The sequence below is a fragment of the Ruminococcus sp. Marseille-P328 genome (genome assembly GCF_964249465.1).
Classification (GTDB): Bacteria; Bacillota; Clostridia; order Lachnospirales; family Lachnospiraceae; genus Blautia_A; species Blautia_A faecis.
In genome coordinates this window covers 1-14679 of sequence record NZ_CAXUBQ010000029.1, presented here as the reverse complement: position 1 = coordinate 14679, position 14679 = coordinate 1, and the positions used below count along the sequence as shown (strand labels likewise).

The 14679-nt window shown below is 41.3% G+C and carries 17 protein-coding genes; 2 read left to right on the top strand and 15 right to left on the bottom strand.

Translation table 11 applies throughout. The features are described 5' to 3' along the window. Positions 1–78: 78 nt before the first annotated feature. From ACESTK_RS17310 to ACESTK_RS17275, 8 genes are all read right to left on the bottom strand, one after another. Positions 79–618 carry a Holliday junction resolvase RecU gene (locus tag ACESTK_RS17310; protein ID WP_173771938.1) on the bottom strand — a complete coding sequence of 180 codons (540 nt, stop codon included), beginning with the start codon at positions 616–618 and terminating at the stop codon, positions 79–81. 2 nt (positions 619–620) lie between these two features. Further along, positions 621–1190 (bottom strand): signal peptidase I, encoded by a 570-nt coding sequence (gene lepB / locus ACESTK_RS17305; protein WP_173716740.1) that lies wholly within the window; start codon positions 1188–1190, stop codon positions 621–623. A gap of 1 nt (position 1191) precedes the next feature. After that, positions 1192–2172, bottom strand: coding sequence for an RluA family pseudouridine synthase (locus ACESTK_RS17300; protein WP_226855452.1), 981 nt, complete (start codon positions 2170–2172; stop codon positions 1192–1194). A gap of 13 nt (positions 2173–2185) precedes the next feature. After that, on the bottom strand, positions 2186–2797 hold the full coding sequence (locus tag ACESTK_RS17295) for a hypothetical protein (protein WP_226855451.1): 612 nt from the start codon (positions 2795–2797) through the stop codon (positions 2186–2188). Positions 2798–2807: 10 nt separating this feature from the next. After that, complete coding sequence (locus ACESTK_RS17290; protein ID WP_373120362.1) at positions 2808–4718, bottom strand: YgiQ family radical SAM protein; 1911 nt, start codon at positions 4716–4718, stop codon at positions 2808–2810. 91 nt (positions 4719–4809) lie between these two features. Then, entirely contained in the window at positions 4810–5652 is an 843-nt protein-coding gene (locus tag ACESTK_RS17285) for a GTP pyrophosphokinase family protein (protein WP_118583092.1), read from the bottom strand. A 117-nt stretch (positions 5653–5769) separates the two neighbouring features. Then, positions 5770–6603 (bottom strand): M23 family metallopeptidase, encoded by an 834-nt coding sequence (locus tag ACESTK_RS17280; RefSeq protein ID WP_237925893.1) that lies wholly within the window; start codon positions 6601–6603, stop codon positions 5770–5772. Between the two features lie 253 nt (positions 6604–6856). Further along, a complete protein-coding gene (locus ACESTK_RS17275; protein WP_195700302.1) occupies positions 6857–8308 on the bottom strand; it encodes an aminoacyl-histidine dipeptidase in 1452 nt (483 codons plus the stop codon). A 171-nt stretch (positions 8309–8479) separates the two neighbouring features. Here ACESTK_RS17275 and ACESTK_RS17270 point away from each other — a divergent pair, with 171 nt between their 5' ends. After that, on the top strand, positions 8480–9400 hold the full coding sequence (locus ACESTK_RS17270; protein ID WP_173716735.1) for a nucleoside recognition domain-containing protein: 921 nt from the start codon (positions 8480–8482) through the stop codon (positions 9398–9400). A gap of 87 nt (positions 9401–9487) precedes the next feature. Here the strand turns inward: ACESTK_RS17270 and ACESTK_RS17265 are convergent, their stop codons facing one another. From ACESTK_RS17265 to ACESTK_RS17235, 7 genes are all read right to left on the bottom strand, one after another. Then, entirely contained in the window at positions 9488–10123 is a 636-nt protein-coding gene (locus ACESTK_RS17265; protein WP_373120360.1) for an ATPase, read from the bottom strand. Between the two features lie 17 nt (positions 10124–10140). After that, positions 10141–10629, bottom strand: coding sequence for a pantetheine-phosphate adenylyltransferase (gene coaD / locus ACESTK_RS17260; protein ID WP_118583104.1), 489 nt, complete (start codon positions 10627–10629; stop codon positions 10141–10143). A gap of 9 nt (positions 10630–10638) precedes the next feature. Next, entirely contained in the window at positions 10639–11193 is a 555-nt protein-coding gene (rsmD, locus tag ACESTK_RS17255; RefSeq protein ID WP_173736053.1) for a 16S rRNA (guanine(966)-N(2))-methyltransferase RsmD, read from the bottom strand. Beyond that, positions 11190–11585 (bottom strand): methylglyoxal synthase, encoded by a 396-nt coding sequence (locus ACESTK_RS17250; RefSeq protein ID WP_021926957.1) that lies wholly within the window; start codon positions 11583–11585, stop codon positions 11190–11192. Before ACESTK_RS17250 ends, rsmD begins: the two co-directional genes overlap by 4 nt. 451 nt (positions 11586–12036) lie before the next feature. Further along, positions 12037–12252, bottom strand: coding sequence for a hypothetical protein (locus tag ACESTK_RS17245; protein WP_373120359.1), 216 nt, complete (start codon positions 12250–12252; stop codon positions 12037–12039). A gap of 123 nt (positions 12253–12375) precedes the next feature. Then, complete coding sequence (gene trxB, locus ACESTK_RS17240; protein ID WP_026648815.1) at positions 12376–13299, bottom strand: thioredoxin-disulfide reductase; 924 nt, start codon at positions 13297–13299, stop codon at positions 12376–12378. 15 nt (positions 13300–13314) lie between these two features. Next, on the bottom strand, positions 13315–13638 hold the full coding sequence (locus tag ACESTK_RS17235; protein WP_373120366.1) for a thioredoxin family protein: 324 nt from the start codon (positions 13636–13638) through the stop codon (positions 13315–13317). A gap of 115 nt (positions 13639–13753) precedes the next feature. Between ACESTK_RS17235 and ACESTK_RS17230 the strand changes: the two genes are divergently transcribed. Continuing rightward, positions 13754–14488 carry a Crp/Fnr family transcriptional regulator gene (locus tag ACESTK_RS17230; RefSeq protein ID WP_334285474.1) on the top strand — a complete coding sequence of 245 codons (735 nt, stop codon included), beginning with the start codon at positions 13754–13756 and terminating at the stop codon, positions 14486–14488. Positions 14489–14679 lie beyond the last annotated feature (191 nt).

The window sequence follows — 14679 nt, the reverse complement described above, 5'->3', positions numbered from 1 at the left end:
CGAAATCATGCAAAGCATGATTTCTGTGCATCGCGAAGCGTGTTACTGTAAACGGAGTGAACAGTAACGTTGCGTGTGTTATGGTAACACGCGTGTTTCCAGATCCAATTTTAATCCCTCTAAATAAGGAACCAGAAAGCCGCTCTTTTTCGGCAGGTAATACTTCTCATCCAGTTCCTCCCTGCGGAAGCTTTTCCGTCCGCCCTCTTCCATCCGTCTCCAGTATACCAAAAGTTCCTGAAAAGGCAGATAATAAAATAGATTCAGCTGACTGAAAAATATAAGAAAAAATGCCACGCCATTCTGTTTTTCAAAGTCCTCCATAAATTTCACCTGATGAGGATGAATATTTGCCAGAGGAAACGTCTGGGCGCTGCATTCCTTTGCATCAAAGCAGACAGGAATTCCCTGTACTGCACCTATATAGTCAACAGTACTTCGCTGGTCAAAGTATGCCAGAGTAATGTGACGGTTCTCTTTGTCCATGCGTACCGGAGTGATGGGAGTGGGAATCTTCTGTATCAGAGCAAGTCCCTTCTCCCTGTACTGATCGTTTGTTCGGTTTACAAGGTCCTCCAGGGTAGAACCCCGGAGCCCTCTGCTGTTCCATGTCGCCATTCTTACGGTTCCTCGTAGCCAAGAAGCTTGATGGATGGATAATATCTTACAACTGCTTTCCCTACAATCTGGTCAAAGCGGACGAATGTGTTCTTCCAGAAGCGGGAATCCTTAGAATCATTTCGGTTATCACCCAGCATAAAATAGCAATTGTCCGGAACGGTATATGGACCGAAGCTTCCCTGCATTTTCTCTGGAATAAAGGAATCATCAAGAGCAGTCTCAGAACCGTCGATGTATACCTTTCCGTCTTTGATCTCAACAGTCTCTCCCGGAAGTCCGATCACACGTTTGATGAAAAGCTGGCTTTCATCATCCGGATACTTGAAAATTACAATGTCAAAGCGCTCGGGATCCTTGACTTTTTTGGAAATCTCATGTCCAAACAGATCCAGATTGATACCATATGCAAGACGGAATCCAAAGATACGGTCGCCGGTCATAATAGTCTTCTCCATGGATGGAGAAGGGATTTTCGCGTTGATCAGTACTACATTGTTGATAACCAGGACTATAGCAACTACAATGATGATCATTTTTATATAGTCCCATACTTCATGCCAGATTTTCATATTATTTATTCTCCTCTACGTGTTCTTCTTTCAGGATTTTTTGAAACAGATAAGGCAAAGGGGCCGTGAACTCTTTGCCAGACAGATAGGAAAGACGCCCTTCAATTTCCGGAATTTCCAACCTGTGTGCGTGAAGCAGCTGCGATTTCAGACCATACTTTCTGCGGTATTCATCGTTTAAGGTACGCCTGCCGTACTTGTAATCTCCAATAAGGGGATGACCAGTTCCTGCAAGGTGTGCCCTGATCTGATGTGTGCGTCCGGTGATCAACTCCACCTCAAGAAGGGTAACGGTTCCGTTATCTCCAAGGGGACGGTATCTGGTCTCAATGGGAAGTGCTCCGGATGTTTCCGTTTCCTGTACTGTTACTTTATTACATTTTTCGTCTTTATGCAAATATCCTTTGATATATTTTTCATTTTTTATAACACCATTTACCAGGCAGCGGTAAAATTTGTGAAGGCTTCGATCATGAAACAATGAAGAAAGCTCCTGAAGTCCTGTCAGGGATTTTCCTGCAGCCACAAGTCCGCTGGTATTACGGTCCAGACGATTGCAGACAGATGGGCGGAAGGTATGTAAAGACGCCTCTGTAACCGCTCTGCTTTCCAGAAGATACCCCGTCAGATATTCTACCAGTGATGGTTCCTTATCATCTGCAGGCTGGGAAAGCATTCCCACAGGTTTGTTGATCAGAAGGATATTATCGTCTTCATACATAATATCAAGCTTCTGATGAGCTCTGGCTACCGTTTCCTGTACTCCTGCAAATTTCCCGAAAGTCTCATCCGAAAGGAAAAGCTTTACGTGGTCACCAGTGGAAAGCTTCTCATTTCCAGTGGCCCTACCGCCGTTTAAGGTAATATTTTTCTTGCGGAGCATTTTGTAAAAAAAGCTTTTGGGAGCTTCACGGAGAAGCTTTCCTAAATATTTGTCAAAGCGCTGTCCCGCTTCATTTTCATTAATAATAAACTCTTTCATGCTGGATATCCTCTTAGATACACAAATTCAGGATCACATGCTTCACCATTTCATCTCTGGTAAAATCAGGATATCTTGGATCTGGTGTAAAGCGAAGCCCTTCTTCTAAGGATTCCTTGTGTTCGTTCATAGAATCAAGACGTTCCAGAAAAGGACGAAGCTCTCCAAGAATTTTTACATCTACTTTATAGCCGTTTTTGCGAACCAGTTTCTGGGCTTCTGCAGCCATAAAATTTGTATCTGCTTTCGGATCACTGGTATAACCGACTACAGTATTTCCGCATACTGCAATGGCATCTATGGTGCATTTTTTTTCATAGAAAGTCATATACATCTCGTACGCCATTACAAGATCACCCTGATGCGCATGGATCTTCTTGTACAGGACCGGATCTACAGGCTTTGCCAGATAGACCATGATCACATCTACCACAGCCTTACAGCCTGGAAGAGATCCTACCAGAGCAATGATAGTCCAGATAGAATTTCTGGTACCCAGGTAAATCCACATACTGATGAAAATAAAAATGGGGACACCAAGCATAATGGCAGCAATTATGATCCTGCGCTTTCGTTCACGCTTCAGATATCCGAATTCTCCTTTGTTTGTCTGCATTAGTTTCATGAAAACACTCCTATTTCTGCTTTTTTCTTGTGTGATGATTGCGGATGGTTTTCTTTGGTGCCGGACCATGCTTTGATCCTCTGTTACGCCCGGCATTCTCTGTATATTTGTTGTCGCCATGCTCTTTTCTGACAGGCCGGATCAGACATTTTTCCCCATACCCAACCAGATCCATACGCCCTGCAATTTTCAATCCTTCGAGAACCAGTTCTCTGTTGGCCGGATTCTTATATTGCATAAGCGCACGTTGAATGGCTTTTTCATGGGTGTTCTTCGGCACATAAATCTTTTCACCTGTAAGAGGATGGATTCCCGTGTAATACATACAGGTAGACAGTGTAGAAGGTGTTGGGTAAAAGTCCTGCACCTGCTCCGGAGTAAAGCCAAGATCACGGACATATTCTGCCAGTTTCACCGCCTCTTTCATGGTACATCCCGGATGGGAGGACATAAAATATGGAACGGCAAACTGCTGTAAGCCAGCCTTCTTATTTGCCTTGTCAAATTCCTTCAAAAATTTCTCATACACTTCGTGGGACGGCTTGCCCATATATTTCAGTACCTGATTGGAAACATGCTCAGGAGCTACACGAAGCTGTCCGCTTACATGATATTTGGCAAGTTCATTAAGAAAAGTCTTGTCCGGGTCTGCCAACACATAATCGAAACGCACACCGGAACGGACAAATACTTTTTTTACTTTTGGAAGATCCCGGAGCTTACGAAGAAGAGAAACGTAATCTTTGTGATCCGCGGTCAGATTCTTACATGGTTCAGGAAACAGACAATGACGGTTCTTGCAAACGCCCCGGGTCAGCTGTTTCTGGCAGGAAGGCTGGCGAAAGTCTGCTGTAGGTCCGCCTACATCGTGGATATATCCCTTGAAATCTTTCTCCTCGGTCATGTGGACCGCTTCTTTCAGAATTGATTCATGACTTCTGGTCTGCAGGATTCTTCCCTGATGAAAAGTTAATGCACAGAAGCTGCAGCTTCCGAAACATCCTCTGTTGCTGGTAAGGCTGAATTTAATTTCCTCTAATGCAGGAATTCCGCCGTCTTTCTCATACATGGGATGATAATTTCCCACATAAGGAAGATCATATACATCGTCCATCTCCTCCTGTGTAAGAGGTAATGCAGGTGGATTCTGGATTACATAGCCCTTTGTTCCGTAGGATTCGGCCATGGTTCCTGCTGTAAAAGGATCTGTATTCTGATACTGGATGGCAAAGCTTCTGGCATAAGCCAGCTTATCCGCCTGTACTTCATCAAAAGAAGGAAGTATGATCGGCTCGTAAGTGCGGGACAGATCCCTGCATTTATAGACGGTTCCTGCCACGTAGGTAATTTCGCTGACAGGGATTCCGCTGTCAAGAGCCTCTGCAATCTCAATAATAGAATGCTCTCCCATTCCGTAGGAAATCAGGTCTGCGCCGGAATCTATGAGGATACTGTGCTTCACCTTATTTTCCCAGTAATCGTAATGTGCCATACGTCTGAGGCTTGCCTCGATTCCACCAAGGATTACAGGAGTTTTCTTAAAAGTCTGACGAATCAGATTACTGTATACAATAACAGCACGGTCCGGCCGCAAACCCATTTTACCGCCAGGAGAATAAGAATCCTTCTGGCGGTGCTTTTTTGCAACGGTATAGTGATTAACCATGGAATCCATATTGCCGGCACTTACAAGGAAGCCAAGGCGAGGCTCTCCAAATATGGCAATACTCTCCTTCCTGCGCCAGTCGGGCTGAGGGATAATTCCCACTTTATAGCCCCGGCTCTCCAGAAGGCGGCTGATAATAGCAGTTCCAAAAGAGGAATGATCTACGTAAGCATCTCCTGTCACGTAGACAAAATCTACCTGATCCCAGCCTCTGTCCTCCATGTCTTTTTTTGTAACTGGTAAAAATTGTGACATCTATATTTTTCTCCTATGCACTGCTCATTCTGTAAGGCGTGTTCCAAGAATGATGTGAACAAAATGAACAGTAACGTATTTTCGGACAGATTTATGAAATACAGCTCTTGCCTGGCTGATGTCCGATATTATGGTAAACAGCCTGGGCGCGGTAACCTTCCGCGATAATATCAAGCTGTCTGTGAAAACGCTCCAGCTGTTTCAAATCTTTGGTATGGAAAACACGAAGAAATTCTGTTTGAATTTTGGTAATCTCCCGTTCGCTGGATACGCGGTAAAGATTTTCTATATTATTGAGAATATCTTTTACAAGATTGGACTGCATCTGGGAAGAATTCTGGGCATCCATGATTTCATCGCGCACAGAAGACATTTCCTGATCCAGCAAAATAATAGCATCCGCGGCATTCGTCAGACGCTCTGCCACATGCGGCGGCATGTCCCCTTTATATTTGTACTGAAGGGAATGTTCGATCGTTGCCCAGAAGTCCATAGCCATGGTGCGGATCTGAATTTCCGCCTGCAGCTTCCGGGGACCATTTAATGTTTCTACTGTATAATAAATGATCAGATGGAGACTTCTGTAACCACTCTGTTTCACATGCTTCAGATAATTCTTCTCACTCTTAATGGTCATATCTGACCGGTTTTGGATCAGGGATGCTACTGTCTCAATATCTTCCTCAAACTGACAGATAATACGGATTCCGGCAATGTCTTCTACTTCTTCCTCCATGCGTTCCATAGGAATATGCTTGCGCTGCATTTTCTCCAGAATGCTGGATACACTTTTCACTCGTCCGCTTACCTGCTCAATAGGGGAATACAGATCATTTTCTCGATGTTCGCTGATAATGTGTTCAAATTTGACAATCAGTTCCCTGACTGCCAGTTCGTAGGGGCATAAAATGCTTCTCCATAACTGTATTTCCATATAAATCGCTCCTTACAGAATATGGGCATTGTATTATGAAAAATATTCTGCAGTTAAATTTAAGTGTGTCTGCCCATATGTTTAATCATTATAGCATATATTTCAAAAAAATTGTTATCAATAAGTGTATTTTTTTACTTTTTTCTCCATTGCCTGTAAGACATAGTAAGGGTTTACACTCAGTTCCTCTTTTCCCTGTGGATTTATGTAGATTCCCAGATGAAGATGAACCGGAAATTTTCCGGACATTCCTTCTTCTCCGTATCCGGTATCTCCCATGAATCCAAGGATCTGCCCCGCTTCCACTGCTTCACCTGTCTGAAAATATTTTTCATAGGATGCAAGATGGGCATAATAAAAATACCCTCCATGAGGAGAACGGATTCCGATCCGGTATCCGCCAAGAGGAAGCCATCCGATTTTTTCTATTTTGCCATCAGTCATGGAAATCACAGGATAAAATCCGGATTGAGAAACCCTGCCAAAGAGATCGCAGCCTTCGTGCGTCCGGCTTCCACCATAGCTTCGGGCAGCGCCAAAGGTGTTTTCATAAAAAATCTCTTGCCATATTTCTCTATCGTTTCTGATTGGAATGGGAAAACTTTCCAGGTCTTTCCAGACAGCCAGATAACAGCTTCTCAGGTCATAATAGGCTTTGGGCTTGAAGCGGAGATATGCTTCCCTGTTCCCGGAAAGATATTTTGGAAAAAATTTTCCATTCAGCATAGTTGTTGTAAGAAGATCGGCAAATTCTCCATCCGAATGTACTCTTTCTTCTAACTCTGCATATAGCGCAGACGACAAAGCCTGTTCCCGGAAGCTTTCTGTAAAACAGGTGTCCGGTTTTAACAGGGAGGCCTGGCTTCTTTGCTGAATAAAATTCTGAAGCAAGATAAGCAGCGGCAAAAGAAAAAGAAGAAGGAGTAAGTGTTTCCCGGTCTTTCTTTTCATGGCATTTCCTCTCTTTAATATATGGGAAAAGGTGGATGATTTTTTTGTTACCAGTAAATAGTAACGATTTTTTCACCCTCAGATAATATATGGAAAATCAGAAAAATTAGAACAAAAAATCAGCTGTATGGAAAATATTTTTCCAAATACAGCTGATTCGAATGATTAAAGGCTATGGCAGCCACAGTTACTATTTAATGGGGGTATGCCAAAAGCTTTATGAAAAACAGGCTTTTAAATATACATGTAATTATCAGTCTTTCAAATTTTTCAATACCTCTGTCAGATATTCCCAAACCCGTTTCACAGATGCCATATCCAAGCGTTCTTTGCTGGTGTGGATGTCCAGAATATCCGGTCCAAGAGAGGTACAGTCAAGGTTTTCCATTCGCTCATAAAAAATACCACATTCCAGACCGGCATGAATGGCAACTACCTCCAGGTCTTTACCGTACATGTTTTTATAAATTTCTACCATCTTGTCACGAAGAGGAGAAGCTTTACGATACTCCCATGCAGGATAAGCCCCCTCAGTCTCATATTCGCCTCCCAGAAATTCTGTCAGATATTGGATTTTATGGGAAAGAGCCTCTTTGGCAGTTCCTACAGAGCTTCGGATACTGGTCTGTACAAACAACTCGTCCCCATACAGCTTCAGAATTCCGGGATTGCAGGAGGTTTCCACCAGATTTTCTATGGTACCACTCATTTTCTTAACACCAAATGGCATGTTCATCAGATAAAAAAGCACTTTTTCCTGACTGGTGGGATGAAGAACCTGTGCATCCATATCCCCTTCTTCTGTTATCTGAATTGTAATAGTATCATCTGTACCAGTGTATTCTGCCCGGAAATCCTTCTGCATTTTCTTTGCAAGGGAAGTGATCTGAGAAATTTCTTCCGGAAGCACAAGAAGAACCGCTTCGCATTCTTTGGTAATAACGTTGTCCTGCTGACCACCTTCTAATTCTTTTAATGCATAGCCACAGACATGGGAAAGTTCATAAAGGAACTGTCCCATAAGAATATTGGCACTTGCGCGGTTTTTGTGTATTTCAGCTCCGGAATGGCCGCCCACAAGTCCACAGACTTTTACGTTAACTTTTCTGCCGGAAGCGTCCACACGCCGGACTGGCAGATAAGAATTTCCAGCAACACCACCAGCGCAGCTTACCCACAGACAGCCCTCTTTTTCAGAATCCAGATTGATCATTCTTCTTCCCTTCAAAAGGCTGCAGTCGAATCCGTCAGCGCCCAGAAGCCCCGTCTCTTCATCGACGGTGAAAACAACCTCCAAAGCCGGATGCGGCAAATCTGTACTGTCTAAAAGCGCAAGGCCATAAGCCACTGCAATTCCGTCATCGCCGCCAAGAGTAGTGCCCTCGGCTGATAAAAAGCCATCTTTCACAACCAGCTTTAGTCCATCCTTTGTAAAATCATGTTCGATTTCCGGGCATTTCGCACAAACCATATCCATATGTCCCTGAAGGATGACTGTGGGCGCGTTTTCGTAGCCAGGTGTTGCAGGTTTATAAATCACAACATTATTCATGTCATCCTGAACATATTTCAAATCATGCTCCTTTGCAAAATTCACCAGATAATCACTGATTTGTTTTGTATTTCCTGAACCATGTGGAATACCACAGATTTCCTCAAAATAGTGAAACACATTTTTGGGTTCGAAGTTTTCTAAAATTGCCATATGGGTTACCTCCAAAATTTTATATATGGTTTGTATTTATCTTTTCGGCATTTTGAGACAGAAACAGAATATAAATTTTATATAATGATTTTTTAAACATACTTCAGGCTGCTGAACACAACCTGACTATAACTTCACATGTTGGGCTTTTATTTTAATAACGAGGTCAAAATGAAGAAAAAAATAATCCTGCTTTCTGTTATCCTGCTTTTACTCTTCCTTCTGTGTTACCCGGCCGAAGCTCTTGCTGCGGCAAGAAACGGACTGAAACTATGGTTGGAGACCTTACTGCCTACCCTTCTTCCGTTTATGATCCTTACAGGAATTCTGGTGCACACAGATTGGATTACAAAAATTTTACAACCAACTGCTCCTTTTTTCAAGGTCGTTTTTGGGCTTTCTCCGGGAGGAGCCTATGTATTTCTTCTGGGACTTCTCACCGGTTACCCTATGGGGGCAAAATTAACCGCAGATTTGTATTATGCTGGAAAAATCAGCCGGCAGGAGGCTGAATATTTGTTAACTTTCTGCAATAATCCAAGTCCGGCCTTTCTTATTACTTATGTGGGACATATCTGTCTGGAGGGAAAATTACATATTGGTTTTCTTGTGAGGATTCTGCTTCTATCAGACATGATCTGCATGTGTTTTTTTCGCTTTACATTCTATAGAAAAAACTCACTGCTTTCCTTTTGTACGCCAAAAACATCTGAGCAGGAATATACTTCTGCCGGGCTTCTGGATTTTGTCATTATGAATAGTTTTGAAACTATGGCAAAACTGGGTGGTTACATTCTTATGTTCTCTATACTGTCCGCTGCCATAAGTCATTTCTGGTATCTTCCGGCACAGGGAAAATATATTCTTCTCGGACTGATAGAAGTTACCACTGGTCTCCATGGGCTCCTGCTGTCCGGGTTTTCTTATTCACTTCGTGTACTTCTTGCACTGTGTATGAGTGCATTCGGAGGATTCTGTATTATGGCGCAAACAAAAAGCGTACTTGGAAAGGAACTCTCCCTTCATCCGTACGCTTCTGCCAAATGTATGAATGCAGCAGTTACTGCTGCTCTCATACTTATATTCTTATAAACATGATCCCTGCTCACATAAAACATTTATAGAATAGTTTTAGTGAATCACAATCAGATAAAGTCTGCTATATTTCGCGCAGCAAAATTAGTTATCGCCAATCTCGTCCAGAAGAGCTTCATCTTCCTTGGAAGCCTCTGTATCAGCCGGCTGATAAGAGCCGGACATTGCAGCTGCCTGAGCAGTCTGTGGCGCAAGCTCCTGACGATTATGGTTTACAACATCCATGCATGCCTGAAGAGCATCGATGAATTCTTTATATTTGCCACCAGCATCCTCAAGAGTCTGGGTAAGTACGGAACCGATGTTTGCCATCATGTCATCTGTGTATGTGATCGCGCTGAGACGAATGCTGTTAGCATCCTGTGTAGCGGAATCCAGAATCTCCTGAGCCTGACGATTCGCTGCATTGATAGTCTCGTTTGCCTGCGCATATGCTTTCTGCATGATCTCATGCTGGGTAACAAGCTCCTGAGCTTTATTCTGTGCATCTGCGATCAGTGCATCTGCCTTGGTCTGTGCATCCTCAAGAATGGCATCCTTATTGCTGATGATCTTTTGATAACGTTTGATCTCGTCTGGAGTCTTAAGACGAAGTTCACGAAGAAGCTCTTCGATCTCTTCTTTATTCACTACAATCTTAGTTGTAGAAAGTGGCTGATATTTACAACTGTCTACATATTCTTCGATTTCTTCAATGATCTGTTCAATTCTGCTGCTCATAGTAAACTCTCCTTATTCTATTTCTTCAAATCGTGCATCTTTTTCTTAACAGCTTCGGTAATTTCCGGCGGAGCAAATTTGCTCAGGTCGCCATCATAGCCTGCTACTTCTTTCATAATAGTAGAGCTAAGATATGCATATTCCAGGCTTGTCGTCAGAAACACGGTGTCAATATCCGGAGCAAGCACCCGGTTTGTCTGTGCCATCTGCAGTTCAAATTCAAAATCTGTAACTGCACGAAGCCCGCGCACGATCACCTGTGCATGATTCTCTCTGGCAAAGTTCACAGAAAGACCCTTGAATGCCTTGATTTCTACATTCTCCATGTCTTTTGTTGCCTTTTCTAGTATATTAACACGTTCTTCAACAGAAAACAACGGACTTTTTGCAGAATTATGCAAAACTCCTACGATTACTTTGTCGAAAGATACGCTTGCACGCTTGATTATGTCCAGATGACCATAAGTGGCCGGATCAAAACTTCCTGGATAAACAGCTATTACCATGTATTTTTCTCACTTTCCCCGGCATAAAAAGATATGCTTGTTAGTTTTGTATTCTTTGGAACGCAGCTGTCTGTAGCCAAGATCTTCCACATAACCGAAATCTGTAGTAAGGTCAGCTTCCACGATGATCAGTGTATTCTCATCCAGAATACTGCTGTCCTGAAGGTATTCCAGAACCTGACGCTCCAGCCCATGGTTATATGGGGGATCCATAAATATGCAGTCGAAAACGCCCTTTCCTTCTAAGGAACGAAGGGCCTGCATCACGTCCATATTCAGCAGTGTACCACTATCTGCAAGTTTTGTAAATGTCAGATTTTCTCTTATGCATGTGCATGCCTTGGGATTTTTTTCAACAAAAACAGCCCGAGCTGCTCCGCGGCTTAATGCCTCAATGCCGATTGCACCGCTTCCGCTGAACAGATCAAGGAAGTGACAATCCAGAAGTTCAGGCTGAAGAATATTAAAAAGAGTTTCTTTGATGCGGTCTGTGGTCGGGCGTGTGTCCATACCCGGCACAGTCTTAAGGTTCAGTCGTCTTGCTTTTCCTGCGATGACTCTCATTTCAGATTCAGTCTCCAATCCAGATCACCACGGGCCAGTCCAAGAATAAGAAGTTCTGCAGTAGCGATATTGGTCGCCACCGGAATATTATACTGGTCACAGCGCTTTACAATAGCTGTGATGTCTGGCTCCTTTGGATCTATCATAACAGGATTATAGAAAAGTATTACCATATCCAGATCCTGCCGCTCTACCATTTCCATGAACTGCTTATCGCCTCCGATACTGCCCGGTAAAAACTTATGGACATGAAGACCGGTGGCTTCCTCAATTCTTCTTCCTGTAGTGCCGGTAGCATATACTTCATGCTTGGCCAGGATGTTCTTATAAGCGATACAGAAATCTTCAATGAGAACTTTTTTACTATTATGTGCAATGATACCTAAATTCATAGTTCACCTCTCCCATTTCTTTCTGTTTATTGTACCAATTATAGCAAATTGACAAAAGAAGTGCAACAAAAACGTTTGAATATATACAAAATTCATTATTTGTTAAGAATTTGTTTTTAAATGACGTATTGATTTATTTGGTTTTTTTATATTTTATTGTGCAAATCAGCTCCGTATTCTACCGCTACGCTTCATTTTTTAGCCTTATTACATGAAAATTCTTCTGTATAAGTATATGAATACGCATAATTTTCATAATTTTCGCACATTTAAAGATAAAAATTTCACAATTTCTTTTTATATGTAAAAAAATATAACAACCCACTTTTTTTTGCATATTTATATGAGAAGCGTATTGTTTTCAATAGTTTTCAATAATCTTCACAGCTGATTTTTGTTTGTTTACACCACTTTTACACCATTTTATTTTCCTCCAAATCATCCCAAGGTTTCAGACCCATTTCCTCCAAGGTGATACCATACGGTGCACCTCCGGAGGTATAACCGGCAATAAAGAAAAATCGGTCATCTTGCAAGATCTCTTCTTTAGCCAGATTATCTCTTGTTTCTTTTGTTTTGCAACAGCTGCTTTTTCTTCCGGTGTTTTCTTATGTTTTTTTGTCATAAGTATTTCTAGTGTAATTCCATTCTGAATGTCTTCTTTCATCAGCATAATCATTGTATCAGGATAAAGTTCACAAAGTATCCGCAATACGTTCCCATAAGTTCATGTCATTATTGAAATCGTACATATTTCAGTATAAAAAGTTCACTATTCAAATTCTGATTATTATTTCTCCATATACTCTTCTGCCATATGTACTGCCATAGCACCATCTGCCACTGCTGTTACTATCTGACGAAGTAACTTTGTTCTGACATCTCCTACAGCATAAACACCCGGAATACTCGTTTCAGTGTTTTCACCTGCCACAATATATCCTTTATTATCCAGTTCTATCTGATTATCTAAAAAATCTGTTGTCGGTTTTCTTCCTATACTCACAAACAGGCCGTCACATTCTATAATGTTTTCTTCTCCTGTAACTGTATCTTTCAACCGCACACCAGTCAATCGTTCTCCATAAATCAGTTCATTTACTGTATTATTCCATCGAAACTCTATATTTTCAGTTTTCATCAGCTGGTCATGGTAGATTTTCGTTGCACGTAATGTATCTCTACGATGAACAATGATGACTTTCTTAGCAATTCGACTTAAAAGAGCAGCATCTGATACAGCAGAATTTCCACCACCAACAACCACCACGATCTTATCTTTATAAAACATACCATCACAGGAGGCACAATAAGCAACCCCATGACCTATCAATTCTTTTTCTTTAGCGAGACCAAGTTCTCTTGGATTTGCTCCAGTAGCAATCACTACTGTTTTCCCAATATAAATTCCCGAACTAGTTTCTACTCTCTTAAGCTTTCCTGTTAAATCCATATTAAAAACTTCAGCATATTCACTTTTAGCGCCAAATTTTTCCGCCTGTTTTTGCATTTTCTCTGCCAATGAAAATCCGTCAATTCCATTTTCAAAACCAGGATAGTTATCAATCTGCCAGGTCAATGACATCTGACCACCTGCAGATAATTTTTCTAAAACAATTGTATCAAATCCTGCTCTGGCTGCGTATAATGCTGAAGTATACCCTCCAGGTCCTCCCCCCACGATAATCATATCGTAAACATGATTTTCATTCATACAGCAGTCCTCCTTTTATTTTTCCAATGCTTCATTAATAAAATTCTCTATCATTATTTTTGATTCAGGTGCAACAATAGAATCTATTGCCTTTCCATCCCGATATAAAACCAGCGTAGGAATTATCTCAATCTTTTCAGCTTCTGCAATCTGTGGTTCTTCATCAATATTTACTTTTCCAGCAATAAGAATATCGCTGTATTCTTCACTTATTTTTTTATAAGCCGCTCCAATTCTACGGCAATAACCACACCAAGGTGCCCAGAAATCAACCAAAACCGGTTTTTCTTTATGAATTAATTGTCCAAACTTTTCTTTATTTATATTTATTGATGTCATATTTTTCAACTCCTTCTCCTGTTTGAACTTAATATATCGCATAAAAGATCTTGCTTCTGTGATGATATCACAGAAAAGATAATTTACTTTATTACACTTCTTTTTATTTCTATTTATGGCATATGCCAGTTACATAATTGACGCATCTAAAAAAAGCAAGTATACTATATTCGTAAAGGAGATAACAGTTATGAACTTCGAAAATTGTTTTCCACTATGGAATGACTTAAACACAACACAGAAAAAAATAATTTCAGACAATTTAATCACACAGTATGTAAAAAAAGGGACAATCATTCACAATGGAAACCTGGATTGCACTGGATTATTACTGGTTAAATCCGGGCAGCTTCGAACCTACATACTTTCAGATGAAGGACGAGAGATTACACTTTACCGTCTGTTCGATATGGATATGTGTCTTTTATCCGCCTCATGTATCATACGCTCCATTCAATTTGAAGTAACCATTGAAGCAGAAAAAGATACTGATCTTTGGATCATCCCTGCTGAAATCTATAAGGGCATTATGAAGGAATCTGCTCCCGTCGCAAACTATACCAATGAGTTAATAGCCACCCGTTTTTCTGATGTCATGTGGCTGATTGAACAAATCATGTGGAAGAGTTTGGATAAGCGTGTTGCTTCATTTCTTTTAGAAGAGACCTCTATCGAAGGAACAAACGAGCTGAAAATCACTCATGAGACGATTGCTAATCATCTTGGTTCCCACAGGGAAGTTATCACTCGAATGCTTCGATACTTTCAAGGCGAGGGTCTCGTCAAACTCTCCCGCGGCAAAATCACAATCCTTGATCCAAAAAGACTGGAAACACTCCAAAGGTCATAAAATTGTTTTTCTGTAACATATAAAGAAGAATCCTCCATTTATCAGAATTATGAAAGTCATTCTAATAAATGGGGGATCTTTTTATATTACGAAAAAATTATAAAACTATTATGAGGGAGCATCCCAAAGTTTGTGTAAACCTCCAAACTGATGTAAGATAAAATTACTCAGTTTGGAGGTTATTTTTATGG